The organism is Acidobacteriota bacterium (genome assembly GCA_029861955.1).
Classification (GTDB): Bacteria; Acidobacteriota; Polarisedimenticolia; order Polarisedimenticolales; family Polarisedimenticolaceae; genus JAOTYK01.
The window spans coordinates 54261-78614 of the sequence record JAOTYK010000020.1 but is presented as its reverse complement, the minus strand read 5'-3'; the positions used below and the strand labels follow the sequence as shown (position 1 = coordinate 78614).

Annotated in this window: 27 protein-coding genes and 1 tRNA gene; 12 read left to right on the top strand and 16 right to left on the bottom strand. The window is 62.0% G+C overall.

The genetic code is table 11. The annotated features are described in order from the left end of the window. On the top strand, positions 1-1625 hold a 1625-nt coding region (locus OES25_11420), incomplete at its 5' end, for a VCBS repeat-containing protein (protein ID MDH3628247.1). A gap of 121 nt (positions 1626-1746) precedes the next feature. On the opposite strand, the gene OES25_11415 is transcribed toward OES25_11420, so the two are convergent. Continuing rightward, a complete protein-coding gene (locus tag OES25_11415) occupies positions 1747-2538 on the bottom strand; it encodes a TlpA family protein disulfide reductase (GenBank protein ID MDH3628246.1) in 792 nt (263 codons plus the stop codon). A 286-nt stretch (positions 2539-2824) separates the two neighbouring features. On the opposite strand from OES25_11415, the gene OES25_11410 reads away from it, so the two are divergent. From OES25_11410 to OES25_11395, 4 genes are all read left to right on the top strand, one after another. Continuing rightward, positions 2825-3109 carry a hypothetical protein gene (locus tag OES25_11410; GenBank protein MDH3628245.1) on the top strand — a complete coding sequence of 95 codons (285 nt, stop codon included), beginning with the start codon at positions 2825-2827 and terminating at the stop codon, positions 3107-3109. Next, positions 3099-3518 (top strand): PIN domain-containing protein, encoded by a 420-nt coding sequence (locus OES25_11405; protein MDH3628244.1) that lies wholly within the window; start codon positions 3099-3101, stop codon positions 3516-3518. Before OES25_11410 ends, OES25_11405 begins: the two co-directional genes overlap by 11 nt. 83 nt (positions 3519-3601) lie before the next feature. Beyond that, a tRNA-Gly gene (locus tag OES25_11400) sits at positions 3602-3677 on the top strand. 74 nt (positions 3678-3751) lie between these two features. Further along, on the top strand, positions 3752-5074 hold the full coding sequence (locus OES25_11395; protein ID MDH3628243.1) for a coproporphyrinogen III oxidase family protein: 1323 nt from the start codon (positions 3752-3754) through the stop codon (positions 5072-5074). A 36-nt stretch (positions 5075-5110) separates the two neighbouring features. Here the strand turns inward: OES25_11395 and OES25_11390 are convergent, their stop codons facing one another. Next, positions 5111-5842, bottom strand: a complete 732-nt coding sequence (locus tag OES25_11390; GenBank protein MDH3628242.1) for a cupin domain-containing protein — start codon at positions 5840-5842, stop codon at positions 5111-5113. A gap of 122 nt (positions 5843-5964) precedes the next feature. Here OES25_11390 and OES25_11385 point away from each other — a divergent pair, with 122 nt between their 5' ends. Then, complete coding sequence (locus OES25_11385) at positions 5965-7746, top strand: hypothetical protein (protein ID MDH3628241.1); 1782 nt, start codon at positions 5965-5967, stop codon at positions 7744-7746. 4 nt (positions 7747-7750) lie between these two features. Here the strand turns inward: OES25_11385 and OES25_11380 are convergent, their stop codons facing one another. After that, positions 7751-8314, bottom strand: coding sequence for an autotransporter domain-containing protein (locus OES25_11380; protein MDH3628240.1), 564 nt, complete (start codon positions 8312-8314; stop codon positions 7751-7753). An 88-nt stretch (positions 8315-8402) separates the two neighbouring features. Here OES25_11380 and OES25_11375 point away from each other — a divergent pair, with 88 nt between their 5' ends. The 3 genes from OES25_11375 to OES25_11365 are packed head-to-tail and all read left to right on the top strand — an operon-like array spanning position 8403 to position 9869. Continuing rightward, the gene (locus OES25_11375) at positions 8403-8966 is read left to right on the top strand and encodes a sigma-70 family RNA polymerase sigma factor (protein MDH3628239.1); all 564 of its coding nucleotides are present in this window, start codon (positions 8403-8405) and stop codon (positions 8964-8966) included. Further along, positions 8963-9322 (top strand): hypothetical protein, encoded by a 360-nt coding sequence (locus OES25_11370; GenBank protein MDH3628238.1) that lies wholly within the window; start codon positions 8963-8965, stop codon positions 9320-9322. The genes OES25_11375 and OES25_11370 overlap by 4 nt, the downstream gene beginning before the upstream one ends. A 16-nt stretch (positions 9323-9338) precedes the next feature. Further along, on the top strand, positions 9339-9869 hold the full coding sequence (locus OES25_11365) for a hypothetical protein (GenBank protein MDH3628237.1): 531 nt from the start codon (positions 9339-9341) through the stop codon (positions 9867-9869). Between the two features lie 31 nt (positions 9870-9900). Here the strand turns inward: OES25_11365 and OES25_11360 are convergent, their stop codons facing one another. The 6 genes from OES25_11360 to OES25_11335 all read right to left on the bottom strand — a co-directional run bounded on the left by OES25_11360 (position 9901) and on the right by OES25_11335 (position 15099). Then, a complete protein-coding gene (locus OES25_11360; GenBank protein MDH3628236.1) occupies positions 9901-11451 on the bottom strand; it encodes an amidase in 1551 nt (516 codons plus the stop codon). A 15-nt stretch (positions 11452-11466) separates the two neighbouring features. Then, entirely contained in the window at positions 11467-12924 is a 1458-nt protein-coding gene (locus tag OES25_11355) for an MBOAT family protein (protein ID MDH3628235.1), read from the bottom strand. Between the two features lie 4 nt (positions 12925-12928). Then, positions 12929-14074, bottom strand: coding sequence for a hypothetical protein (locus OES25_11350; protein ID MDH3628234.1), 1146 nt, complete (start codon positions 14072-14074; stop codon positions 12929-12931). An 82-nt stretch (positions 14075-14156) separates the two neighbouring features. Then, complete coding sequence (locus tag OES25_11345) at positions 14157-14480, bottom strand: hypothetical protein (protein MDH3628233.1); 324 nt, start codon at positions 14478-14480, stop codon at positions 14157-14159. After that, a complete protein-coding gene (locus tag OES25_11340) occupies positions 14481-14699 on the bottom strand; it encodes a carboxymuconolactone decarboxylase family protein (protein ID MDH3628232.1) in 219 nt (72 codons plus the stop codon). Positions 14700-14748: 49 nt separating this feature from the next. Beyond that, positions 14749-15099 (bottom strand): hypothetical protein, encoded by a 351-nt coding sequence (locus OES25_11335; GenBank protein ID MDH3628231.1) that lies wholly within the window; start codon positions 15097-15099, stop codon positions 14749-14751. A 183-nt stretch (positions 15100-15282) separates the two neighbouring features. Between OES25_11335 and OES25_11330 the strand changes: the two genes are divergently transcribed. After that, a complete protein-coding gene (locus OES25_11330; GenBank protein ID MDH3628230.1) occupies positions 15283-15846 on the top strand; it encodes an RNA polymerase sigma factor in 564 nt (187 codons plus the stop codon). After that, positions 15843-18005, top strand: coding sequence for a VWA domain-containing protein (locus OES25_11325; protein ID MDH3628229.1), 2163 nt, complete (start codon positions 15843-15845; stop codon positions 18003-18005). The genes OES25_11330 and OES25_11325 overlap by 4 nt, the downstream gene beginning before the upstream one ends. Here the strand turns inward: OES25_11325 and OES25_11320 are convergent. The 4 genes from OES25_11320 to OES25_11305 all read right to left on the bottom strand — a co-directional run bounded on the left by OES25_11320 (position 18002) and on the right by OES25_11305 (position 20339). Further along, positions 18002-19393 carry an aminotransferase class V-fold PLP-dependent enzyme gene (locus OES25_11320; GenBank protein MDH3628228.1) on the bottom strand — a complete coding sequence of 464 codons (1392 nt, stop codon included), beginning with the start codon at positions 19391-19393 and terminating at the stop codon, positions 18002-18004. The two genes, OES25_11325 and OES25_11320, sit on opposite strands and share 4 nt — an antisense overlap. A 26-nt stretch (positions 19394-19419) precedes the next feature. Continuing rightward, positions 19420-19770, bottom strand: coding sequence for a cupin domain-containing protein (locus OES25_11315; GenBank protein MDH3628227.1), 351 nt, complete (start codon positions 19768-19770; stop codon positions 19420-19422). A 4-nt stretch (positions 19771-19774) separates the two neighbouring features. Next, positions 19775-20002 (bottom strand): hypothetical protein, encoded by a 228-nt coding sequence (locus tag OES25_11310; protein ID MDH3628226.1) that lies wholly within the window; start codon positions 20000-20002, stop codon positions 19775-19777. A 103-nt stretch (positions 20003-20105) separates the two neighbouring features. Next, positions 20106-20339 (bottom strand): hypothetical protein, encoded by a 234-nt coding sequence (locus OES25_11305; GenBank protein MDH3628225.1) that lies wholly within the window; start codon positions 20337-20339, stop codon positions 20106-20108. Between the two features lie 325 nt (positions 20340-20664). Here OES25_11305 and OES25_11300 point away from each other — a divergent pair, with 325 nt between their 5' ends. Continuing rightward, on the top strand, positions 20665-20973 hold the full coding sequence (locus OES25_11300) for an RNA-binding protein (protein ID MDH3628224.1): 309 nt from the start codon (positions 20665-20667) through the stop codon (positions 20971-20973). Between the two features lie 55 nt (positions 20974-21028). On the opposite strand, the gene OES25_11295 is transcribed toward OES25_11300, so the two are convergent. From OES25_11295 to OES25_11285, 3 genes are all read right to left on the bottom strand, one after another. Then, complete coding sequence (locus OES25_11295) at positions 21029-22603, bottom strand: beta-lactamase family protein (GenBank protein MDH3628223.1); 1575 nt, start codon at positions 22601-22603, stop codon at positions 21029-21031. A 59-nt stretch (positions 22604-22662) separates the two neighbouring features. Beyond that, positions 22663-22815 (bottom strand): hypothetical protein, encoded by a 153-nt coding sequence (locus OES25_11290; protein MDH3628222.1) that lies wholly within the window; start codon positions 22813-22815, stop codon positions 22663-22665. A 254-nt stretch (positions 22816-23069) separates the two neighbouring features. Then, entirely contained in the window at positions 23070-24353 is a 1284-nt protein-coding gene (locus tag OES25_11285) for an NAD(P)/FAD-dependent oxidoreductase (protein ID MDH3628221.1), read from the bottom strand. Position 24354: the final 1 nt, after the last annotated feature.

Below are 24354 nucleotides of genomic sequence, written 5' to 3'. Positions count from 1 at the left end.
GCGCGCAGGATCTCGTCTTCGCCAACGCTTCGACATCGGACGACGTCTCGGTGGTGATGGGGCTGGGGGACGGCAGCTTTTCCGCCGAGCGGCACTTCAACGCGGGGCAGGGCCCCCGCTCGGTCGCGGTGGGTGATTTCGACGACGACGGCGCACAGGACCTCGCCGTGACGAACGATGGGTCCTGGAGTGCCGTCGCGGTGCTGCTGGGCGTGGGCGACGGCAGCTTTTCCACGGACCAGCGCTTCGATGTCGGGGACGAACCGCAATCGGTCGCGGTGGGTGACTTCGACGACGATGGCGTGCCGGACCTCGCCGTCGCAAACCCGCATTCGGACGACGTCTCGGTGCTGCTGGGTCTGGGTGACGGCAGCTTCGCCATGGAGCAACGCTTCAGCGTCGGCGGGTTCCCGGACTCGGTCGCCGTCGGCGACCTCGACGGTGACGGCGTACCGGACCTCGCCGTGGCAAACGCCGCCTCGGACGATGTTTCAATCCTGCTGGGGTTGGGCGGCGGAAACTTTGCCGTTGAGCGACGGTTCACAGCGGGCGACGGACCGCTCTCGGTCGCATTGGGTGACTTCGATGGCGATCAGGTGGCGGACCTCGCCGTGACAAATTTCACATCGGACGACCTCTCGATATTGCTGGGCGTGGGCGACGGCAGCTTCGGTTCGGAGCAGCGGATCGGCCTTGGGAACGCTCCAGTTTCGGTTGCCGTCCGTGACTTCGACGGCGATGACGCGCAGGACCTCGTCGTGGCAAACCACTTCTCTCACGACGTATCGGTCCTACTCGGGCTGGGCGACGGCAGCTTCGCGCCTGAGCAGCGCCTGAACGTGGGGGCCTATCCAAGCTCGGTCGTGGTCGGTGACTTCGACGACGATGGCGTGCCGGATCTCGCCGTGACGAACGACGGCACGAGCGACGTATCGGTGCTGATGGGTCTGGGGGATGGCAGCTTTGCCGCCGAACGACGCTTCGCCGGTCGCGGGGACCCGTTATCGGTCGCGGTGGGTGACTTTGACGGCGATGGGCTGCAGGACCTCGCCACGGCGAACTCGGACTCACAAGACGTCTCGGTGCGGCTGGGGTTGGGGACCGGCGACTTCGGAGCGGCTCAGCACTTCGGCACCGGGGACTTCACGTATTCGATCGCGGTAGGTGACTTCAACTGCGATGGCGCGCAGGATCTCGCCGTGGTGAACAAGAGATCGGACGACGTATCCATCCTGATCAATCAACGTGAGGTGGTCCTGTCGATCGAAATCGACATCAAGCCGGGCAGCGACTCCAACAGCGTTAACCCTCGTAGCCGCGGGGTGATTCCCGTCGCGATTCTCGGCAACGACACGTTCTCGGTCTCCGACATCGACGTGACGACGCTGCGCTTCGGTCCGGGAGAAGCGCCCATTGCTCACGGTCTGAACGGTCCCCTGCCCCACGGCGATCACCTGCAGGATGTGAACCACGACGGCTTCATGGACCTGCTCACCCACTATCGCACCCGTGAATCCCATATCGTCTGCGGCGACGAGTCGGTGACGCTTGTCGGCGCGACCGCCGACGGTCAACGGTTCGAAGGGTCGGACGCGATCGGCACCGTGGGTTGCCGAGGGCGGTGACCGCCGGAGCACCATGAAGAGCTGTACTTCCGGCGGCGTTACTTTCGGGGTGCTGAAGCGGCTGAACCCACCTGAGGAGGAGCGTCAGCTCTCCGAGCGACAACGACACGGCGGGAGTCTGTCATGAGCCCTGCGAGGCGAGCACCATCTGTTCGGCCTTCCGCATCAACTCGCGTGCACCGTCCAGGCCCACGGCGTAGTCGACGATGGTGCCATCGCCGTCGACCAGTGCGGTGCGAGGGATCCCGAGGACCTGGAAGGCTCGATACAGGTCGTCCTCAGCGGTGATCGCTACCGGGAACGTAAACGCACGCTTGCGCGCGAACTTCGCAGAGCTCTCCCGCACTTGTCTGCGCTTCTCGGGCTCGGTCGATTCCCCGTAGCGCGTGATCGCCACCACCGACAGACCACGCTCGCGGTGCTTCCGGTAAAGCTCGTCGAGCTCCTCCAATTCGACGTAGCACGGCGAGCACCAGGTGGCCCAGAACGCGACGATCGTCGCCGGTCCAGCGTATGAGGCGGCGGCCGCCAGCGCTTGTGAATCGGTGTTGAGCGGTTCGAGACCGACCAGCGCGGGGGCCTGGGTGCCGCCCAGCAACTCGAACGTTCGCGTCTGCGCTCGTGCTTGAGATTCTCGGACGATGTTCTGCTGGTACAGCCACCCCGCCACCGGCAAGGCCGCTCCGACCAGCAGCAGTAAAGCCCACGGCGCGGCTCGTACGGTCGCCCGGCTGCGCCACAGATTGAACCATCCCAGCGCCAGGCAGATGCCCCCGAAGACCAGTGGGAAGTTCATGATGGAGTTGAACATGCCGAAGGCGGCCAGCCCGCCCACGATCGCCATCGCTACGAACAACTGAACAGTCGACCTGCCTAGCGCGGGTGGCTTCACATCTTTGTCCGACGGCGTCATGGGGTAATCGTATCCAAGTCGGGCGAGAAACGAAAATCCCGGCATCTCTCCCTGCTGAAAAGCGGGACGTGTACCCAAGAGGGGTTTCGGGGACACGTTTCAGTTCGAGCGGTGCTCTCGCCGACTCGTCAAATCTTGACACGTGATTTCGAGTTATCTTTCGGAAACCGTTAGCGGACTCAACCGCGGAGTCTTCCGGGAAATCGGCGTAGAGTGGATCCGGTCCTGGCCTCTCGCACAGCGATCCCGCTTGTCGCCGAGAGTCAAATGCACTACATTGTAGTACATGGGAAAATCCGAAGTGTATAGCTGGCGCGTCGATCCGGAGTTGAAGTCCGCTCTGGAAGAAGCGGCGCGTGCCGAGCAGATGACCGTGTCGAAGCTCCTCGACAGCATCGTCGCCGCCTGGCTGGAACAGGCAGACTCTAATGGCGACCAAGAGGCGATCCAGCGACGCCTGCATAGAGCCGCGACCAAGACACTCGGAAAGATCCACGGAGGGGATCCCCGTCGAGCCGAGCGGTCTCGACAGTTGGTCAGAAAGCGACTGAACAAGCGCCGTGCAGGCTAAGGGACTCATCGACACCGGTGCCATCCTGGCTCTTCTGGACGCTGACGACCGCTGGCACGACCGCTGTCGAGAAGCCTTCACCTCTTTGCGTCTGCCCCTGGCGACGACCGGCGCAGTCCTGGCCGAGGTGTTTCACCTGCTCGGCGACAACCAGAGAGATGTTGCGGCGGCCTGGCGTTTTGTACGCTCGGGCGCGGTGACCTTGCTGTCGATCACCGACGCGGATAGCGCCGCGTTGGAAGAGCTGATGAAACGATACCGCAACCGACCCATGGACTTCGCTGACGCAACCCTCGTGCGTGTGGCAGAACGCGAGGCCGTGTCCACCATCCTCACCATCGATCACAACGATTTCGAGACGTACAGGATCGGAAAGAGGACCCGGTTTCGGATCGCACCGGCTCGGTAGAGCGCAATCGGTACTGAGAGACGCGGTTCGAGATTGTGCGCGGAGACGGCGATCTGGTATCCTCTGCAAACACGGCACAGAGAGCGGGAATAGCTCAGTTGGTAGAGCATCAGCTTCCCAAGCTGAGGGTCGCCGGTTCGAACCCGGTTTCCCGCTCCAGTCAAATCGGAAACCCACGCCTCTACGTAGATGCAACGACGGCGCGACCGGTTGAATTGGCCTAGCATGTAAAGATGAGCGAGGGCCGCAACATCGAGCCATCGGCGACGCCGGAGCCCGTGGCGGGCAACTACTTCGTCTCCGCCTACCCCCCGTTTTCCTGCTGGCAACCCGATCAGACCGATCGGTTTCTTCAAACGCTCGAGACTCCCGCAACCCCGGACCCGTTCGGGCTCTACGTCCACATCCCCTTCTGCATCCACCGCTGCCGTTACTGCTATTACATGGCGCACGACGGGCGGCTGCAGGAGATGGGCGACTACCTCTCGGCGGTGGAACACGAGTTCTCGAGCTACATGAGCAAGCCCGCTATGGATGGGCGTCCTCTGTCGTTCGTCTACTTCGGTGGCGGAACGCCCTCGCTGCTGTCGCTCTCGCAGTTGGAGCGGCTATTCGGCAACCTCCAGGCGACCGCACCCTGGGACGCGGTCGAGGAGGCGACGTTCGAGTGCGCACCCCGTAGCGTGACAGAGGAGAAGCTGCGTTTCTTGCGCGCGGCGGGGATCACGCGGCTCAGCCTGGGCGTGCAACAACTCGACGACACTGTGTTGCGTGACAACGATCGTTCGCACGGCGTGGACGACGTCCTGCGTGCTTACGATAGGGTTCAACGCGTCGGCTTCGACGTCGTCAATCTGGATCTCATCGTGGGACTGGTCGGTGAAACGGAACAGTCATTTTTCGACAGCCTTTCACGCATCATCGATCTGGCGCCCGACAGCGTGACGATCTACCAGCTCGAGATCCCCTTCAATACACCGCTGTTTCGCTCGCTGCGCGAGGACTCGTTGGAGTCGGTGCCGGCGGATTGGGCGACGAAGCGAGATCGGTTGAAGCGCGCTTTCGTGGCGCTCGAGCAGGCGGGCTATTCGATCACCACCGCATACAGCGCGGTGCGTGACCGCGAGAAATGCCGCTTCGTCTACCAGGATGCGCAGTACCGTGGGACGGACCTGCTGGGCATCGGCGTCTCGTCATTTTCTTACCTGGGTGGGATGCATCAGCAGAACGAAACGCGGCTGACCAGCTACGTAGAAGCCCTCAACGCGGGTCAACTGCCGCTGGGAAGAGCCTACGAGTTGAACGCGGCCGAGAAATGGCTGCGCGAGTTCGTGCTGCAACTCAAGCTGGGAACGGTCGATACCGCGGGACTCTGCGCCAAGTACGGGATCGATGCGCCGGATCGTCTCTCGACGACCCTGGAACGGTTCCGGGCGAAGGGCTGGTTGACCGTTCATGCCGACCGGATCGCGCTGACACGCGCCGGATTGCTACGGGTCGATCGGATGATCCCCGAGTTCTACCTGCCCCAGCACCGCACGGGTCGGTACAGCTGAGACGGCGCCGGGAGCGACGCCGTCCCACCTCTCCAACTACTTCAACGTAAGCAACACCGTCGACATCGCGTTCGCACCGGTCACCGCGTGATCGTGAGCCTCGACGGCCTCGATCTCGAACACCTTGCCCGTCTCGATGGTTCGCTCGGTATCTTCACCACCCTCGCGATAGGTCATCGTTCCACCGACGATGACGAACGCGATCTGGCCACCGGGGTGTCCATGCTCCCCGGACCAGACACCGGGTTCGAAGGTCATCGCCTGGACGATGACACGATCGTTCTCGAGGACGACGTTGGTCGGCGTGCCGGCGTACTCCTGCGCGACACCGGTACCGCTGGCCTCGCCCGGAGCTAACGTCACCAGCAGGAACCCGGCGTCTCCCTCGATTGAGCCGGCGTGGTCATGGGATTCGATCGCCGGCACTTCCCAGACCTCTCCCTGGGCGAACGAGCGGTCGGTCTCCTCGTCGCCCACTCGGTAGTCGGTGGTTCCCGCCTGCAGCGCGATGACGACCTGGCCGCCTTCGTGGGTATGCTCACCGGACCATTCGCCCGCGGCGGAGGTCAGGTGTTGGACGATCATCTGGTCGTTCTCGAACACGACGTCCGATGACAGGTTGGGGTATGCCTGACGTACGGCGCTAGTGACTTCGGGCTCGGCATATCCCGCGGCAGTTTCCGCTTCGGCCGGTTTCTCGGACACACAGGCAACGCCGGCAACCATCAGAACAAGAACCGCGAACCCGACAAAAAGTAATGGCTTCATTATTCAGTCTCCAGAATTTCTCGATCCGACGTCCCTTCATAGCACACGCCATCCCGTTTTCCCCCGGAATACACGCCCCATTGCCTGCCCCCAATCGAAGGCACTAGGTTTTTCGAAGGACCATGGGTCAAAAACCGTACAGGCAGTTCGGACGATTGGATGGTTCGCATCCGTTCAAGAGTGCCGTCCCCGACGGATTCGTCGACTATGCGGCGCGGCGGATCCCGGATGGCAAGGTCGTCTGGTTCAACTTCCAACTGGCCCGAGAGACCGGTCTCATCCCGTCGTCCCACCCCGCTCGGCTGAACGGGAAGCTGCGACAGGCGATCCTGGATACGTTCTGTCTTACCATTATTAATGAGTACGACCTGGAGCGTGGGGACGCGTACGAACGGGATCGTCTCCCCGGTCGCTACATGGCGACCCGCTATCTTCAGCTCCAGCATCCGGATCGCAGCGGCCGGACCTCCGGCGACGGGCGTGGGATCTGGAACGGCACGCTCTCCCATCGCGGGACCCGGTGGGACTTCTCCAGTAGCGGCACCGGTGTCACCCGACTCTGTCCCGCCACCGCGGAACAGGGACGGTTCTTCAAGACCGGTAGCCGGCTCGCCTCCTACGGTTGCGGCACGACGACACTCATGGAGGGTCTCTCATCGGCCTTGATGAGTGAGACATTCCATCGCAACGGGATGTCGACGGAGAGAGTGTTGGCGGTGATCGAACTGCCCAACGGTTACGGGATCACGGTCCGGGCGGCGAAGAACCTCGTTCGTCCGTCTCATCTGTTTGGTTGGCTCAAGCAGAACGACCTGGCTGGGCTCCGTGGGGTGACCGACCTGACCATCGAGCGTCAGGTTGCCAACGGCGAGTTGCCGCAGAGCCGTGGCTCCCGGCGGTATCGTCGTTGGGCCGAACGGGTCGCCGAGGACTTCGGTCGATCCATCGCACGATTCGAGACCGACTATATTTTCTGCTGGTTGGACTGGGATGGCGACAACTGCCTGATCGACGCCGGCATCATCGACTATGGTTCGGTCCGTCAGTTCGGTCTCTACCACCGGGAGTACCGCTTCGACGATGGGCCCCGATGGTCCACGTCGTTGGCCGAACAGCGTCGTAAGGCTCGTTACATCGTTCAGACCTTCGCGCAGATTCGCGACTATTTGATCGAGGGCACGAAGCGACCGATCCGTGAGTTTTCAAAGGATCCGCTGGTAACTCGTTTCGACGAGACCTACGACGCCCACCGGCGCTTGCTGTTGCTGAGAAATACCGGGCTTCCCGAATCGGCGTGCCGTCAGTTGTTGAAGCACGATGCCGACGCCGTCGAACGGTTCCGCAAGGCCCACGCCTACTTCGAGCGAGCCCAGACGGCCCGGGGGCCGGTGAAGGTGGGCGACGGTCTGAACTGGAACGCCATCTTCAGCACCCGAGACCTGTTGCGAGAGCTGCCGGCTCAACTGTTGAGTGCGGGTGAAGCGTTTTCGCCGGAGCGCTTCCTGCGGGTCGGGGCGAGTACCTATGCCAACCGCAACGATCGCCGCCCGACGAGGGCACGTCGACGGAGGGCGTCAGAGTTCCAGAGAGCCTACACGGACCTGATCCAACGGGCAGCGCGGCACTCCAGGATGTCGGTCCCGCATCTGCTGTCGGAGGTCGCCCATCGATCGGCTTCGATCAATCGCTTCGATCGTATTACCGGGGATACGGTGTTGTACGCGACGAAACGTCTCGTCCGCGCCCGACGACGACTATCGGAGCGAGAAATGCACGGCGTCGTTGAACAGTTTCTATCGTCCCAATCCAATGTGCGCGTAGAGACGTCGATCAAGAGTCCCGATGCAAAGCGGGTGTTTGACTCTCTACTGGAGCTGGCGGCGGAACTTCGCTACGGGCTGTGATCGACTAGAACCGTCGCGACACGGCACCACCGACACGTAGGATGAACCCCTCACCTACATCTGCGCCGTCGGTGTGGACGTTCCACTCGACACCCAGGCTGACGATGGGTTCGAAGTTCCAACGATTCTGCTTTCCGAACGGCATTCGGTAGCCCAGTTCCGCCGTGGGCTGGAGGACGGTGATGTCGGTCGTGCCGCGGGTCTCCATCATCGTTCCGGGATCGTCGATCCAGTCGATCTCCATGAACCACAGATCGACAAGGGCACCGGCAAACCAGCCGCGGTCTGTATCCTTCAGCATCTTGCGCCAACCGACGGACGCGCCGATGCCGTCGCCTTCTTCATCATCGCGGTCGCCGTTGTCGTCCCGGTCGGTGCTGTTGTGACCGACGCGCAGGGTGAGCCACTGCCCATCGCCACGAAACGGCATCTTGCCGGTCACGGCGGTAATCACGCCGGTGGGATAGACCTCGGCTGCGAGGCCGATCTCCTTCTCGCCATCGGCGGATGCGACGAGGGAGACAGAGAGCAAGACGAAAGCCAGCAAGACAGGGCAAATCTTATTCATGACCCCAGAGTAGCGGCTGTTGGCACCGTGAACCAGAACTTTGAAAACGGACCCAACGCTTCTTAGGGCCCACACGTATGGAAGGTGTGTGGAGCAAGCGTTGACCATCGACGGGCAATCGACCCCCGACACCCAGACTCGCGGCCTCGCGGTCGAAGAGCTGGGAACCCTGTTCGACCGGCAATACCGCCGTCTCTACGCCCTGGCCCGACGACTCTGCCATGACGGCGACGAGGCCCAGGATCTGGTCCAGGAGACCTTCCTACGGGCGGCCCGGAAGCTCGAGACGGTGCCCCGCGATACCGCTCATGCAGAGGCCTGGCTCGTGCGAGTGCTCGTCAATCTCAGCCGGGATCGCACACGTCGCCAGTCGGTCCGTCGTCGGCATGCGGCCGAGTTGATTCCCGGCCGTGAAGCGGAGGCCTCGGAATCGGAAGACGCTGCCGTGGCCCGCGTCACGGTGCACGCCGGTCTGAGTCGCCTGACAACCCGTCAACGAGCGGTCGTCGTGCTCCACGAACTGGAGGGCCTACCCACGGCCCGAATCGCAGAACTCCTCGGCATCCACCGGGTAACCGTGCGCTGGCATCTCTCTGCGGCGCGACGACAGCTGGCGAAGTGGCTGGGAGCGGCGACGGAAGGAACCACATGAAGAAACAAGATCGAGACGAACAACTACGTCGATGGCTCAGGGAGGGCGACCCCCTGACCGACGCCGCGGAACCAACCTCGGCCACGCGTGCGACCGTCGTCGAGGCGGCGAGGCAACAGGCCGCACGTCGGGAGTCCCCTGCCCTCCGGCTGGCCGCCGGCGGTCTCGTTGCGGCGACGACCGTTTTTCTTTTGCTGACCTGGATCGCTCTTCGAGTGCCCGACACGACAACGATGCCACCGCACACCGGTGAGATCGTCACACTCCCGACAGACTCGCAAGCACGCCAGGTCCAGTTCACGACCCCCGGTGGGACTCGGATCGTCTGGGTCCTGGACCCCAACTTTGAAATCTAAACCTCAGGAGAAACTGATGATCAAGAATCGCCAAGTCGTCGTCGTTCTGTTTATTGTGTTGCTGTTCGCCGGAAGCTGGACCACCACCGTCGCCAAAGACCGCAGCGGCCCGAGCCACCTATTTCAGATTGTTCTTCTTGTCGGCGATCATGATGGCGAGACCGAACTGAAGGACGTCCCGCCGAACGTGCTTCCCGCCGTCGATGACGTCCGCCAGTTCTTGACCTATAAACACTACCGTTTTGTCGACAGCGCCGTCATGCGTAGCAACGGTAAGGCAGAGGTCTCGATGACGGGCCCCGAGAATCAACAGATCGATGTCAAGTTCGCATTCCATCTCGCCCAGGTCGACGAAGCAGGCAAGCGAAAGATCCAGGTGCGATCGTTCGAGGTCGGCGCGATCGACGCGCCGCCGAACGATCAAGGCTGGCATGGCGTTCTGGAAACGTCCTTCGGCGTCGACGCGGGAGAAACGATCGTCGTCGGCTCTTCCAAGCTGAACGGCTCCGATCGTGCCCTGATCGTCCTCTTTACCGCGGTCCGCTAGGGAAATCGCTGAATATCGCTCTCGACCGGGGCTACAGCCCCGGCGGCCTGCGGTGGAGGGTCGCCTGCTCGTAGGCGTAGGCTAACTGAATCAGCGTCTCCTCGGAGTAGGCCGTCCCGATGAACGAGATTCCCACCGGCAAGTCGAAGACGAAGCCGGCGGGGACGGTGATGTTGGCGTAGCCGCTGACGGCCGCGTAGGACGAGCTGCTGACGCTGTAGTGGTCACCATTGACGTGATCCGTCGGCCAAGTCGGGCCATTGGTCGGTGCCACCAACGCGACCAGGTCGTGCTTCGCCAGAGCGTCGTCGATACCGCTGCGGGAGATTCGTTTACTGGTCGCCAGTGCGTCGAGATAGGCCTGATCCGTCAACGGCCCCTTTTCTACCGCAAGCTCCATGATCTCCTGGCCAAAGAACGGCATGACTCGGTCGGCATGTTCCGTGTTGAACGCCATGATCTCCGTCATCGTCTTGAACGGCGCATCCGTCGCGGCGAGATAGGCGTTGAGGTCGGCCTTGAATTCGTAGAGCAGGACCTCGTATTCGGCGTCGCCCATGCCGTCGGTCTCAATCTCGATCGAGTCCACGATCACGGCGCCTCGATCTCTCAGGGTCTGAATCGCGTCCTCGAACAGTTGATCGAGATACGGATTACTGCCCGCGCCGAAGTAGGAGCGAAGGACACCGATCCGCTTCCCCTGCAACGCGTCATCGCTCAGGTTTGCGGCGTAGTCCACGAGGGTGTCCGAGCGATCTTCCGCCGCCGGATCGGCGCGATCGACGGCACTCATGACGGTCAACATCGTCGCCGCGTCGCGGACGGTCCGTGCCATCGGCCCGGCCGTATCCTGACTGTGAGCCAACGGGATGATCCCACCCCGGCTGACGAGGCCCAGGGTCGGCTTGATGCCGACGATGCCGTTGATCCCCGACGGGCACATGACCGAGCCGTCGGTCTCGGTTCCGACCGCAAGCACGGCCAGGTTGGCGGAGACGGCAACACCCGAACCGGCGGACGAGCCACACGGGTTTCGGCCGGGGTCATACGCATTGCGCGTCTGGCCGCCGATGCTGCTCCAGCCACTCGACGAGCGTGTCGAGCGGAAGTTGGCCCACTCGCTGAGATTGGTCTTTGCCAGGACGACGGCCCCGGCCTCACGCAGGCGGGCGACATGAAACGCGTCGCTTGCGACGTGATGGTCCGCCAGGGCCAACGAGCCGGCCGACGTCGCCATCGCATCGCCCGTTCCGATGTTGGCCTTGAGGACGACCGGAATCCCGTGTAGCGGACCTCGTGGCCCGTTCTCGTCTCGTTCCTGGTCCAGTGCCTCGGCGATGGACCGGGCATCGGGGTTGATCTCGATGATCGAGCGAAGCTCCGGGCCGCTGTGGTCGATGGACTCGATGCGTTGCAGGTAGTAATCGACCAGCTGAACGGCGGTCAATGCCCCACTCTCCATCTCTGCCTGGAGTTGGGCGATATCGAACTCCGCGTAGTCGGCAGACTCTTCCTCGCGCACCGGGGCGCAGGAGAGTGACATCCCTACGATGACGGCAGTGAGAAGCACAAGTCGTTTCATGTTGCCGGCCCCCTGTTAGAACTGGAAGTAGATGAACTGTTGGACGTCCCGTAAGAACAGAATCACCATCGCGATCATGATCGCGTTCCCACCGGTCGCCACGACGAATCGAATCGGCGTCGGAACGGCGAAGGTTCGTAGTCGGAGGAGCCCCGCGACGACAAGAAGCCCGGCGAAGTACAGGAACGTCATCAGATAGTTGTTCTCGCGCATCGCCATAGTGGTCAACGCCGTGGGATCGAACGCCCGCAACACCATCTGGAACGCTTGATCCAGCGTCGGTGCACGGAAGAAGATCCAACCGAGCATCGCGAAGGCGGTCGTCAACGACCACCCACCCAACACGACGATCGCCTTCGGAAGCTTCGGTGGGCGACGCATGAGAAGTCGATAGACGATGATCATCGAGGCGTGCCACAGACCCCACACCGCGAAGCGCCATGCCGCCCCGTGCCACAGACCCATGATGAACCAGGTCAACAACAACGCGACGTTGGAGCGCACGAACGAGATCTTCTCCGTCGCCTCGCGGGCCTCGATGCCTCCGGTCGAGGCACCTCGGAATCGCGCGCCCTGCAACGGCAGGTAGAGATAGTCCCGAATCCACGCACTCAGCGAGATGTGCCAGCGTTTCCAGAAATCCCGTGGAGACACCGCCAGATAGGGCCAGTTGAAGTTCTGTGGGAAGTTGAATCCCAGCACCCGAGCAGACCCCACCGCGATCTGCGAGTAACCGGAGAAGTCGAAGTAGATCTGCAGTCCGAACGCGAAGGCCAACGTCCAGGAATCGATCGTTCCCATCTGTGCCACCGGAAGCCCGTATCCATAGTCGACGACGCTCGAGATCGTGTCAGCCAGAACGACTTTCTTGAACAGTCCCTGCAGGATCTCCTCGAGGCCACGAACGACCTCGCCCGCGTTGGCGCGACGATGATTCTGCAACTGGGGCAAGACCTCGTGGGCCCGCAAGACCGGGCCGGCGACCAGCTGTGGCCAGAACATCACGTAGGTCAGGAACAGCGGGAAGTTATTGACCGGCGTCTGTATCCGCCGAAAGACATCGATCGAATAGCTGATGGTCTGAAACGTGTAGAAGCTGATCCCGAGGGGCAGGATGATGTTGGGCAGGGAGATTGCGAACGACATCCCCAGCAGCTCGCCCACACTCTGAGTGCTACCGACAATGAAATAGGTGTACTTGAAGAAGACCAGCAGCCCGAGATTCAGCGTCAGACTGATGACGAGGAACGTCTTGCGAACGCGCTCGTTGGTGGACGCATGGATCCCGTGGGCCGCGAAGAAATCCACGACGGCGCTGAACACCACAAGCAACGTGAAATCGATGCGCCAGAACGAATAGAACGTCAGGCTGCCGACCAGGAAGATCCCGCGACGCAGCCACGCCGGACTCATCGCCACCAGCGGCAGCGCCAGCAGCATCATCGCGATATAGGTGAGGGAATTGAACAGCACCGCGTTACTCGAGATGCCGCTGGATGAGTTCGGCGATCCGTCGTCCCAGGATCACGTGCCCGTCTTCGCGGAAGTGCATGAAGTCGATCTGACCGCTCTTGCTGTACTCGCCCCACAGTTCATCGGGCACCAGCCGATCGAGATCCTCAAACACGACGCCTGGCCGATCCGCCATCGCATCGGCGATCGTTGTCTTCCAGCGCTCGTAGGCGGCGATCTCGTAGGGTGGATCGGGGTTCCAGCGCAACGGGACGATATAGACCACGACCGGGATGCCCTCGACCTTCGCACGATCCAGAAGCTCCCAGAGCGTGGCCATGTTTCGCTGATAGCGAATGGGGATCATCTTTCGCTTAGACGTCGCCTTGATTCCGAACGCCGTATTGCGAAGACGATAGATGTCGGTCTGGAATCGGGCCCGGGCCCCGGAACGCTCGCGCCACAACGACCAATTAGCGGAGAGACGACCCTCTAGATAGGTATCGACCCGATCCTGCCAGGACTCTCGGACTGCGCTGTCCCCGTAGCCACCGCTCCCCTGTGCGTCGGCGTCATCCGGCAAACGATCCGCCATGAGAGTCGCGAGTCGCTCGGCCTGGACGCCCTGGGTCTGCAGCGTCGCGAGTAACGTCGAATTGGCCAGTTCGTCGAGCTCGGGGCGAAGGCCGTCTTCGCGAAGATCGTCATACACGAGAGACAGGATCAACACATCCGGTCGACGACGGGCCAGAGCCCATTCGAAGACGAAGCGATGCTCTTGCAGACTTGCGTTCGGTAGCGACAGACTCCACAACGGCAAGTTCAGTTGCTCCGAGGCATACTCGGCAGCCGTTCGCGAGCCCTCGACACCGGCGTTGATCGCGTGCATCTGGGAATTGCCGAGCCAGAGCCCCTCCGGCCCGTCCCACCAGGACTGCGTATCCGACGCCGCCAGGAGCGTGGACGCATAGTTCGGGATCGTGTGGGCACCGCTTAGCTGCCCCTCAAACTGCGCCCGGCGTGGAAGCGTGTCCTCGCCAAGCGCGAACTGGGCCGCCTCGAGACGCTGCTTCTGTAGGTGGTTGACGTAGGCCAGCGCCAGCAGGAATCCGAGCGCCAGCGCCACAGCTCGGGCGAACCATTCGGCCTTTGTTTCCGACCCTTCGCTCATGCGCTACCCACACTCCGGCCAGAACCCAGGTCTACGGCGCGATAAATATACAGTACGATCGCTCGCGGGAACATGAGGACTTCTAGCTCTTCCCTTCGCTTTCCAACTCCACCCCGAGACCGTCGGCGATCCGGTTGACGAACGCGTAGTAGGCGGTGATCGCGCAGATATCGTGGATCGCGCGATCGTCAAACCCGACCCGTCGTAGACGCTTCACATCGGCGTCGATCACTTCGGCCGGAGTGCGGGTTAGCTTGGCCGCGTAGTCCAGCATCGCGAGATCTGCGGGGTCGAGAGAGGCGGTGGTGTGATCGGTCGTCAACGCTTCGATCAGCGAGTCCTGTGCGTTCTCATCGTGACCCTTGGCGACCAACAATCGACGGAGTCCCGCTCCGTGATGGTGCACTCAGTAATGGCACTCGTTGATGGCCGAGACCGTCACTCCGATAAGTTCCCGTTGGGTGCGACTGAGCGGCCCACGGGCATACATCAACTCGCGATAGAGGTCGTAGTGTTGCCGCATGATCCGTGAGTGGATCCCGTGGACCTGGAGTATGTTGTCCTGGTCGTCAACGCGATCGGCCTCGGGGATCGACGTCTCCGGAATGTAGTCGATGAAAGCCATCTCTCGTTCCTCCGCTTCGGTCGTCAGGGTTCCAGTTCGGGTGGGCGGCTCATGGCACCACCTGCATCGATTCCATTACACGGCCATTGGTCAGGTAGATCGAATGACCGTCCCAGGCGCCGTACTGTCCCGGATCCGACGGATCGAAGGCCACCGGCTCGTTCCCCCCGGTGAACGCGAAGTACCCGGAATACGATCCCGCACCGTCCCGGGTGGTGACATTGCACTCGAACAGGGTCCCCGCCCGCCTGCACCGGATCCCGACTCCGTCGCTTGCGGTCGTCAGCCACAGGTCCGCGGACCGCGGCGGCACGACCTGGGGCTCGGCGGTCGGGGCGACGCAAGCCGCCACCGTGGCCCACACGATCACGATGAGCGACTGGCTGATCGTTCGACGCATCCACTTTCCCTGCCGAAACACGCGGACAACCTAGAATACTGCAATCGCAGGAGCCTCTGGAAACAGGCGAATTCGCGTATGATAGCGGGTGATGAAGATGAAGGGGGGCGGGAAACCGCCCCTCTTTTTTTGTTCGTCGTGTCCTATGGAAGCCCCTTTCGGGCCACTAAGGGGGTGATGAGCATGTTAGAAGAGTCCACATTGATGCATACCCACGAAGGCAGGGCCGAGAGCGCTCTCCTGGAGCGCGAGCTGGAATCGTTCCACGACGCCAGCTTCGGCTGGGCACTGGCCTGCTGCGGGCGGGATCGAGACGCCGCGCAGGATGTCTTACAGACAGCCTACCTTCGTGTCATCGAGGGTCGCGCCCGATTCCTGGGCGACGCGACGCTTCGAACGTGGTTCTTCGGTGTGGTCCGCAAGGTCGCTGCGGAACGACGACGTCGTCATGCGGTCCGTGGTGCGGCGTTGCTGCGTTGGTTCGGTGGCACCCCGCAACCGCCGGTCGCAGCTACGCCCGAGACATCCACTACGGACGCGCAACGCAATGCGCTGCTGCATGACGGACTTGCCCGACTCTCGTCACGACAGCGAGAGCTTCTGCATCTCGTCTTCTATCAAGAACTGACCGTCGAGGAAGCGGCGAACGTTCTTGGCATCACCGTCGGCAGTGCGCGGACCCATTACGCACGCGGCAAGACTCGACTAAAAACCTGGCTCTCGGGGGCGGGAGTGGAACCATCATGAGCGAACAGAACAAACACAACGACGATCGGCCGTTGAAACAACTTTTCCGGGCCGCCCGACAGGACGACGAGGCTCAAGCCCCCGACTTCGATACGGTGCGTCGGGCGGCCCCGCCTGCGGCGACACCCTGGTGGCTCCGCGTCGTTCCGCGGCCGGCAGCTCTCGGGCTCATCGGGACGATGACCATCGCCACGGCGGCGTTGTGGCTGGGGGTGTTCCACCCGACCGATCAGCTCGTCGTCGGTAATCCGATCGGGAGCCCGGTTCCGGTCGAGAAGCAGATCGCTCCAACGGAAACGGTGACGGGTGGCGAACCTGTCCCGATCACCGGACCGGACGAATTCAAGAATGAGATTCGCTCAGAGCTGACGGCGGACGACAACCGTTCCCCGCAACCCGCAACACCGAACCCGGCACACCTCGAGTTCATCGCGCGGCAACTCGAGAAGGCGGCCCCCGTGCCCCGACCGGTTCAAGAGACGGTCGAGCGGAAGCTGAAGCGCCGCGAACCGAGTTCGTCCTCTTCGAACGTCGGCGACGAGTTAGCGGCGATGAACCAGGAGCTGGAATCTCTCGGTTATGTCGAGTCCTCTTCTCACCTGGTCGCGTCCTCGAAGTTCTCCGCCAATTACACCGCCGATCTACCGGTACAAGATCGCGTCTACCAGAGGACCATCACGTTGAATCCCGGAATCGTGATCGACGCCGATGGCGACGGGAATCCCAACATCAACGCCGAGTCCTACAACAGGTTCGAGGAAAACCGTTTTCAGTCCCCGGCCGACACGCCGCTCTCGACCTTCTCCATCGACGTCGATACGGCCTCCTACTCCAACGTGCGTCGCTTCCTCAACCAGGGGCGACGCCCTCCCGCCGACGCCGTACGCATCGAGGAGTTCATCAACTACTTCGATTACGACTATCCCGAGCCGACCGGTAACGCCCCGTTCTCGACGACCGTCGAGGTGGCCAGTTGCCCGTGGAATTCCGATCATCGCCTGGCGAGGATCGGCCTCCGTGGTCGCTCGGTCGATCGTGGTGACAATGCAGGTTCTAACCTCGTTTTCCTCATCGATGTCTCCGGCTCGATGAACTCCCGCGACAAGCTGCCGTTGTTGAAGGATGGCCTGGGCCTATTGGTGGATCAGTTGAACGCGCGCGATTCCGTCGCGATCGTCGTCTACGCCGGGAGCAGCGGATTGGTCTTGCCGCCGACACCGGGAAGCGACAACACGAGGATTCGCGACGCGCTCGGACGGCTGAATGCCGGCGGCAGCACCAACGGCGGTGAAGGCCTGAGACTGGCCTACCGACTGGCCCGCGAGAACTTCATCCCGGGTGGCGTCAACCGCGTGATCCTGGCCACCGACGGCGACTTCAACGTCGGCGTGACCGGTCACAGCGAACTGATCGACATCGTCAAGTCCGACGCCGACCGCGGCATCTTCATGACGGCCCTCGGGTTTGGCGGCGGCAATCTTCACGACGATCGACTCGAGGAGTTGGCCAATCGTGGTAACGGTCACTACGCGTACATCGACTCGATGGCGGAGGCCCGCAAGGTCCTGGTGGAGGAGATCGGTGGAACGCTGGTCACCATCGCCAAGGATGTGAAGATCCAGGTCGAGTTCAACCCGACCCAGGTCGCAGGCTACCGACTGATCGGCTACGAGAATCGCGCGCTGGCGGCTCGTGACTTCAACGACGACACCAAGGATGCCGGCGAGATCGGGGCCGGGCACACGGTGACGGCGTTGTACGAGATCGTTCCCGCAGGCCTACGTGTCCCCGGCGAGCCCACCGTCGATCCGTTGCGCTACGTGGAGGATGCCAACAAGCGACTCCGCCCCGATGACTCCCGAGGCCAGGAACTGTTCCATCTAAAGCTGCGCTACAAGCGTCCCGAGGGACACAAGAGCCGCTTGATCGAGGTACCGGTCCTGGACAACGGTCGCGACATGGCCGCAGCAACCGCCGACTTCAAGTTTGCCAGCGGCGTCGCGTTGTTTGGCATGCTGTTGCGGGGATCGGAGTTCAGCGGTGACGGAACGTTCCGCGATGTCGATCGACTGGCCATCGAGGGACGGGGCCGAGATCATGGCGAGCACCGCAGCGAGTTTCGTCGATTGGTTGCGAAGGCCTCGGAACAGCGCGACTAGAGCTGGTCCTTCATGACTCCGATCAAGACGTCGATGTCTTCCTCGGTCGTCTGCCAGTTGCAAACGGAAACCCGCAGCACGGTCTGGCCCTTCCACTCCGTCGTCCCGACCCAGCATTTCCCGTCACTCTGAATGCGTTCGGCGACCTCGGCGTGAAACGCGTCGAGGTCGTCGACGTCAGGTGGGCTGAATCGGACGAGCACCTGATTCAAGACGACGTCGTTCACAACCTGTCCCGACGGCAGTTTCTCTACTTCGCTGGCGACCCTCTGTGCTAGACCACAACAACGTTCGACGATCTCACGGATGCCAGACCGCCCCAACTCACGGATCGCGGCGTACAACACCAGGCCGCGCGCACGACGGGAGTTCTCCGGCACCCAGCTGGAACCGTCTCGACGCTGATCGGACTCTTCTCCGGTGTAAGCGCAACGTGCCGACTTGAAACGACGATGTTGGGCCGGGTCCTTGATGACCACGATGCCCGAGTCGTACGGGACGTTCAGCCACTTGTGTGCGTCGGTGGCCCAGGAGTCCGCACGATCCACTCCGTCGAGGCGTGTCGCCAACTTCGGCGACGCGGCGGCCCAGAGTCCGAAGGCACCATCGAGATGGATCCAGGCGTTCTGTTCTTTCAGTATGTCGGCAACGTCACCCACCGACTCGAACGCCCCCGTATTGACGTTGCCCGCTTGCAGCGAAACGATCAGCGGCGTCCCGGATCGGCTCTCGATTTCGGTTCGAAGGACCTCCAGGTCGATACGGCCCTCTTGATCGGAGGCGATCTCGCAAATCTGTCCCTCGCCGAACCCCAACATGCTCAACGAGGAGCGGACCGTCGCATGCCCACACTCGCTCATCAGCACCGTGACCTGTGGGGCGCCGAACAAGCCCTGACGCTCGACTTCCCAACCCGATACCCGCAACACGGCATCCCGGCCACAGCCGAGGGCCGTGAAGTTGGCCATCTGACAGCCGGTCACGAATCCCACCGATGCGTCGGTGGGCAGACCGAGAAGCTCGAGCAACCAACGGGCCGCGATGGTCTCGGCCGCTGCTGCCGCCGGCGATGTCAGATAGACCTGGGCGTTCTGGTCCCACGCCGAAGTCAGCCAGTCCGCCATCAGGCTGCCGTGGGTGGCGCCTCCGATGACAAACCCAAAGTGACGTGGGCCGGCGCTGGCCACGAGACCGTCATCGATGTCTCTAACAAGTTCGTCGATCACGACGTCTGCAGGTGTTCCGGTCTCGGGGAACGGACGTTCCATGTCTGGGGCCGTCGTCGTCCCACCGACATGCCGACCCGGCAACGACTCGAGGTAGTCGGCGGCGTGGTCGGCGATCTTGTGGAGATCGGAGCGTCGATCCGGGTTATCCGGCTGGTCCATGGGCCAAGCATACACCGGCCATGGGGCTAGATTTGTTCGGGATGCTCGACGGTTCGTTCGTTGCGAACGTTACCCGTGTTGAGGGTCGAAGCCGGCTCAAAGAGCAAGACGTGGGCTTCGGTTTCGGCAACGGGCTTGTGCTCGACACCGCGTGGCACGATGAAGCACTCCCCTTCCGCCAACTCAACCACTCGATCTCTGAGATGGATTACCAGGTGCCCGTGGAGTACCAGGAAGAACTCGTCCTCGTTCTCATGGTGGTGCCAGACGAACTCGCCTTTCAGTTTGGCGATCTTGACGTGTTGACCGTTCAGTTCGCCGAGGACTCGCGGGCTCCAGAACTCGGAAATCTGTTGAAGCTTCTCAGAGAGATTCACGCTTTCACCTCGTGGAGTCCATTTTTCTCCAGAGTGCCAGGCACATCGCGAGCACCGTCTGCAGGATCAAACCGGTCAGCGGGTAGATCGAGAAGAACTGCAGGTAGACCGCTGCGAAGAACACGGAGATGCCGAGAATCTTGATGACCGGCCGACCACCCACACCGGCAAGAAACGTCAGACCTAGGATGGTGGAAGCCGCGGCAGGGATCAGGAACAGTACGGGGAGCACTAGTCCTTCTTCGTTAGAAGCGCGGCGATTCCCCAGATCACCAGAACGAGGACAACAAGTGCAGCGATCGCGACGATCAGAGCAAATGAAAAGCGCACGTCAACTACGCTTCGCCTTCCCGCTCGGTCTCGTCGGTGTCGTCTTCCGACGTGTCCTTGTCGTCGCCTTCGTCTTCGTCGTTCTTACGACCCAGGTCCGAGAGGCGGAAGGTCGGCTGTGGCTCTGTGAAGCCTTCCTCGACGGTGCCGTGCTTCTTCATCCGCTTGCTGGCGGCTTTTTCAGACTTCTTGAGCTCTCGCTGACGCTTGAGTATGGACATTCGTGATCTTCTGGCCATCGAAACTCTCCTGCCGCATTCCTGAGGCACCGCAGTGCCTGATTCGGCGATGCCCTACGGGGATATGGGCATGGGGTGAGGGTACACGAAATCAGCCCCATTGTCCCGATCGGGCACCACCCGGGCTCCCTTGACAGGATCGTCGCCGCCCTCTAGCGTACCCCCAGGTTTCCGGTCGCAATCAATCGTACAGAAACGAGTTTTTGCCGTGCCGCTGCCGATGGCGAAGTGTCTAGACTTCGGCACAGATCCTGATCCGTGGTTGGGTCATGGTGCGGAAACTTGATGTTTGTGCCCCCGAAATCGGGGGCGAGGAGTTCGAGTTATGGGAACGAGATTGTACGTCGGTAACCTGCCCTTCAGTGCCGAAGAAGGCGCCGTCCGCTCGCTGTTCGAGCAGGGCGAGCGACAGGTCGAAGAAGTCCACCTTGTGATGGACCGCGAGACCGGACGCCCGCGTGGCTTCGGTTTCGTCGAAATGGGCAGCCGCGAAGATGCCGACGGAGCCATCAAGGATCTGGACGGATACCAGATGGACGGACGAGCGCTGAAAGTGAACGAGGCGCGCGAGCGCAACAGCGGCGGAGGCGGTGGCGGCGGTGGCCGTGGCCGTGGTGGATTCGGCGGCTACTAAGCTACCGAGCCTTCATTTGAAGCTTGCAAAGGGCGCCCGCAAGGGCGCCCTTTTTTTAGTCTTCGAGATCGTCGGCGTCGAGGGTATCCAGGTTCCGAAGCCGCCATTCGTGGAAGCCGAGGCCATCGTCGCCGTTGGCGCGGGCGACGTCCAGCGCCCTCACGTATTGCTCACGGGCGCGCGTGTAGTCGCCGGTGCGCTGGTACGCCTCGCCCAGACTGTCGTATCCGTTCGCGACGTCCGGAAATAGCTCGATGTTGTGTTGAAGATAGCCCTTGGCAATTTCAGCTTGACCGGGAAGCATGAACGCGTAACCAATATCGTTCAACATCTCCGGCGACGTTGGCGGCCACTCGGCCACGATGGTGTCGACGAACTCGGTCGCCTCATCGAACTTGTCGTTCTGCACCAACAGTCGGACGACTTGGGCGCAAAACGAATTGTCTGGACTCATCGAATACCCGGCCCGCTTGGACATCTCGCGGTAGTACGCAAGGAATGCGTCGACACCGCCATCCTCTTCGAAGGCCCTGGGGTGACTCAAACTCGGGTGGCCAATCTCTGTTTCGAGTTCGTTGACTCCGTGCGCGGCCAGGTAGGTCAACTCCAGGAGCTCCGTCCCGCGAAGGGGGCGAACGTTCGAGAGGATGATCATCGTCGTCCCCTCATCGTAGAGGGTGATCAGCGCGGCATGCCCGGCCAGGATCCCCTCGTGCATGAAGAACGGGGCGGAAGGATGGTGGGTGAACAGCCGGGCTTCGTTGCGTCTCCAGCCGTAGGTGATCCCCTCAAGTGCCGGCTCAAACACCTTCGCGGTGAGCGTCGCCGATAGCAAATTCCCGTCCCGCAATCCGATCACGAAATCATGCAGATCCGTCACCGTTGATATCACGGCACCGTGAACGGGCATTCTGATGGTCTCGTAGGACCCGTCGTTGGTGGCGAAGACCGACGCAGGAAACCGATGCATGTTGAAATGCATCCCGGGAACCGCCAGCTCTGTTAGCGCGTCACCCATCGCGAAAGCCGTGTCGTTCATACCCAGCGGTGCAGTGATGCCCTCCTCCAGCAGAGTCCCGTAGTCCGAGCCCGTCACCTCGAGAAGGATCGTAATCAGAAGATCGTATCCGGCATTGCTGAACTGAAACGTCGTTCCCGGCGTGTGGTCGAGGTGCAACTGGTCCCAGTCCTCGGCGCCACGCGGCAATCCCGAGGTATGCGTCAACAGTTGATGAAGCGTGATGGTGTCGCCGGACTCGTGGGCGAAATCGGGGAGATAGTCGGAGACCGTGCCCTGTAGTTCCAGGGTGCCCGCCTCGACCTGCTGCAAGACGAGGACGGCGGTCAGCGGCTTGGCGCCGGCGCCGACGATGAACCGCGAATCCACGGTGAGCGGCTGCCGGCCATCGACGTCCGAGTATCCATACGCCTGCTTGAACAGGACCTCGTCATCCTTCGCGACCAGCGCGACACCGCTGAAGGGACTGTTGATCCCGATCCGATGGCCACCTTCTTCAAGCTTGGCATACAGACCGTCCAGCGTCGTGGGCAGTCGTTTCTCGCGAATTGCCAGAAGCACGAAGGCCGCGATCACGGCCATCGCGATCAGGAGATAGATGAACTTGCGCATGAACGTACCGCCCCCTGCCCATCCTACGTCCGTCCGGCGGAGATGGTTCCACATCGATCCTAAATGAATGCAGAAAGTGGACGCCGCTGTTGACCCCTGGAGTCGAAGTTCTCGTCGTCAAGCCAGCGAAGGAACATCGCTTTGCGATCGGGCCAGTCCTGATCGGTCATGGCGTACCAGGCGGTGTCTCGATTTCGTCCCTTGAAGATCATGTGCCGAGAACGCCTGCTCGTCCTTGAAGGGACCGTACGACATGTAGGTCCACGTGGAAGCTTCGCCATCCTTGACGATCGCGTCGTAGAGCGGTGCGGGATGAGACGCCGGTTCGAATGGGACGAGTTCTACCGACAGACCTTCGAGTCTTTGTCCCGAGGGTCTTCGCGCGGGCTCCCAACCCCCGATGGGATCTCCCACCGGCTGGCCGAATTCATTGGTGCTGGCGATGACGACACCTCACGTCATGCTTTCAGTGCCGCGAACGCTCATCGATCGAATGCCCGAGGATTAATCGGGCGCCACGGTTCCGCGTAACGTAGCAGAACCCCCATTTCGTGAACACCAGGATCCTGTTCTCGAATCCCACCAGGAACATCAAATGCACACCGAGCCACAACATCCACGCGACCAGCCCTGAGAATCGGAGGCGCCCGAAGTCTGCCACGGCGGACTTACGACCGATGGTCGCCAGACTCCCCTTGTCCTTGTAGACAAACGGTGCCGTCGATTTGCCTGCCAGCCGACGCCGCAGGATCTTCGCGACGTACTTGCCCTGCTGGATGGCGGCGGGGGCGACACCGGGTACCGGCGTGTCTTGCTTTCCTTCGACATGGGCCAGGTCTCCGATGACGAAGATCTCCGGATGCCCCGGTACGGTCAGATCCGGTAGGACTTTCACGCGTCCCGCCGAATCGGTTCCTTCATCTTTTTCACCCGCCAGATCTTTTCCGAGGTGCGAGGCACGGACCCCGGCCGCCCATAACACGCAGCGAGTCTCGAGGGTCTCCGTCACCCCATCGTGAGTCAGGGCCACGGCTTCGTCCGTCACCTCCGAGACTCGCGTATCGAGACGAACGGTGACGCCCAATCGTTCGAGGGACCTGAGAGCCCGTAGGGAGAGTGAGTCCGGATAGCCCGGCAGGACCCTCGACGTACCTTCCACCAGGACGATTCTCGCGGCGGACGTATCGATCGATCTGAAATCCCGACGAAGCGTGTCGCGTGATAGTTCCCCCAACGCGCCTGCCAATTCGACTCCGGTCGGTCCCGCGCCGACGATGACAAAGGTCAGGAGTGACGCAATCGACTGCCCACGCCGGGCGAGACGCTCGGCCTCCTCGAACGCGGCGAACATCCGTTGTCGCATCTCGATGGCGTCCTCAACCGTCTTGAGTCCCGGTGCCGACCGCTCCCACTGAGGCTGACCGAAGTAGTGATGCCCGGCGCCGGTCGCGACGATCAACGTGTCGTACGGGATCGCGTCGCCATCGGTTTGCACGTGACGCGCATCGAGATCGATTCCCGTTGCGTCCCCCAACAACACGTGCGCGTTCGCCTGGTCCTTCAGCACATGCCGGATGGGCGAGGTGATGTCACCCGGCGAGAGGCCACCGGTCGCCACCTGATACAGCAATGGCTGAAAGACATGCACGTTGCGACGGTCCAGAACCGTGACCTCGACCGGTGCACGACGCAGGCCGAGGGCGGCATTGAGCCCGGCAAATCCACCCCCAATGATTACGACACGATGCATC

Coding starts and splice junctions, on each gene's coding strand:
- OES25_11415 (MDH3628246.1), bottom strand. CDS start 2,538: ATGACGCCGTCGGACAAAGATGTGAAGCCACCCGCGCTAGGCAGGTCG.
- OES25_11410 (MDH3628245.1), top strand. CDS start 2,825: ATGGGAAAATCCGAAGTGTATAGCTGGCGCGTCGATCCGGAGTTGAAG.
- OES25_11395 (MDH3628243.1), top strand. CDS start 3,752: ATGAGCGAGGGCCGCAACATCGAGCCATCGGCGACGCCGGAGCCCGTG.
- OES25_11390 (MDH3628242.1), bottom strand. CDS start 5,842: ATGAAGCCATTACTTTTTGTCGGGTTCGCGGTTCTTGTTCTGATGGTT.
- OES25_11385 (MDH3628241.1), top strand. CDS start 5,965: ATGGGTCAAAAACCGTACAGGCAGTTCGGACGATTGGATGGTTCGCAT.
- OES25_11380 (MDH3628240.1), bottom strand. CDS start 8,314: ATGAATAAGATTTGCCCTGTCTTGCTGGCTTTCGTCTTGCTCTCTGTC.
- OES25_11370 (MDH3628238.1), top strand. CDS start 8,963: ATGAAGAAACAAGATCGAGACGAACAACTACGTCGATGGCTCAGGGAG.
- OES25_11365 (MDH3628237.1), top strand. CDS start 9,339: ATGATCAAGAATCGCCAAGTCGTCGTCGTTCTGTTTATTGTGTTGCTG.
- OES25_11360 (MDH3628236.1), bottom strand. CDS start 11,451: ATGAAACGACTTGTGCTTCTCACTGCCGTCATCGTAGGGATGTCACTC.
- OES25_11350 (MDH3628234.1), bottom strand. CDS start 14,074: ATGAGCGAAGGGTCGGAAACAAAGGCCGAATGGTTCGCCCGAGCTGTG.
- OES25_11340 (MDH3628232.1), bottom strand. CDS start 14,699: ATGGCTTTCATCGACTACATTCCGGAGACGTCGATCCCCGAGGCCGAT.
- OES25_11335 (MDH3628231.1), bottom strand. CDS start 15,099: ATGCGTCGAACGATCAGCCAGTCGCTCATCGTGATCGTGTGGGCCACG.
- OES25_11330 (MDH3628230.1), top strand. CDS start 15,283: ATGTTAGAAGAGTCCACATTGATGCATACCCACGAAGGCAGGGCCGAG.
- OES25_11325 (MDH3628229.1), top strand. CDS start 15,843: ATGAGCGAACAGAACAAACACAACGACGATCGGCCGTTGAAACAACTT.
- OES25_11320 (MDH3628228.1), bottom strand. CDS start 19,393: ATGGACCAGCCGGATAACCCGGATCGACGCTCCGATCTCCACAAGATC.
- OES25_11305 (MDH3628225.1), bottom strand. CDS start 20,339: ATGGCCAGAAGATCACGAATGTCCATACTCAAGCGTCAGCGAGAGCTC.
- OES25_11300 (MDH3628224.1), top strand. CDS start 20,665: ATGGGAACGAGATTGTACGTCGGTAACCTGCCCTTCAGTGCCGAAGAA.
- OES25_11295 (MDH3628223.1), bottom strand. CDS start 22,603: ATGCGCAAGTTCATCTATCTCCTGATCGCGATGGCCGTGATCGCGGCC.
- OES25_11290 (MDH3628222.1), bottom strand. CDS start 22,815: ATGATCTTCAAGGGACGAAATCGAGACACCGCCTGGTACGCCATGACC.
- OES25_11285 (MDH3628221.1), bottom strand. CDS start 24,353: ATGCATCGTGTCGTAATCATTGGGGGTGGATTTGCCGGGCTCAATGCC.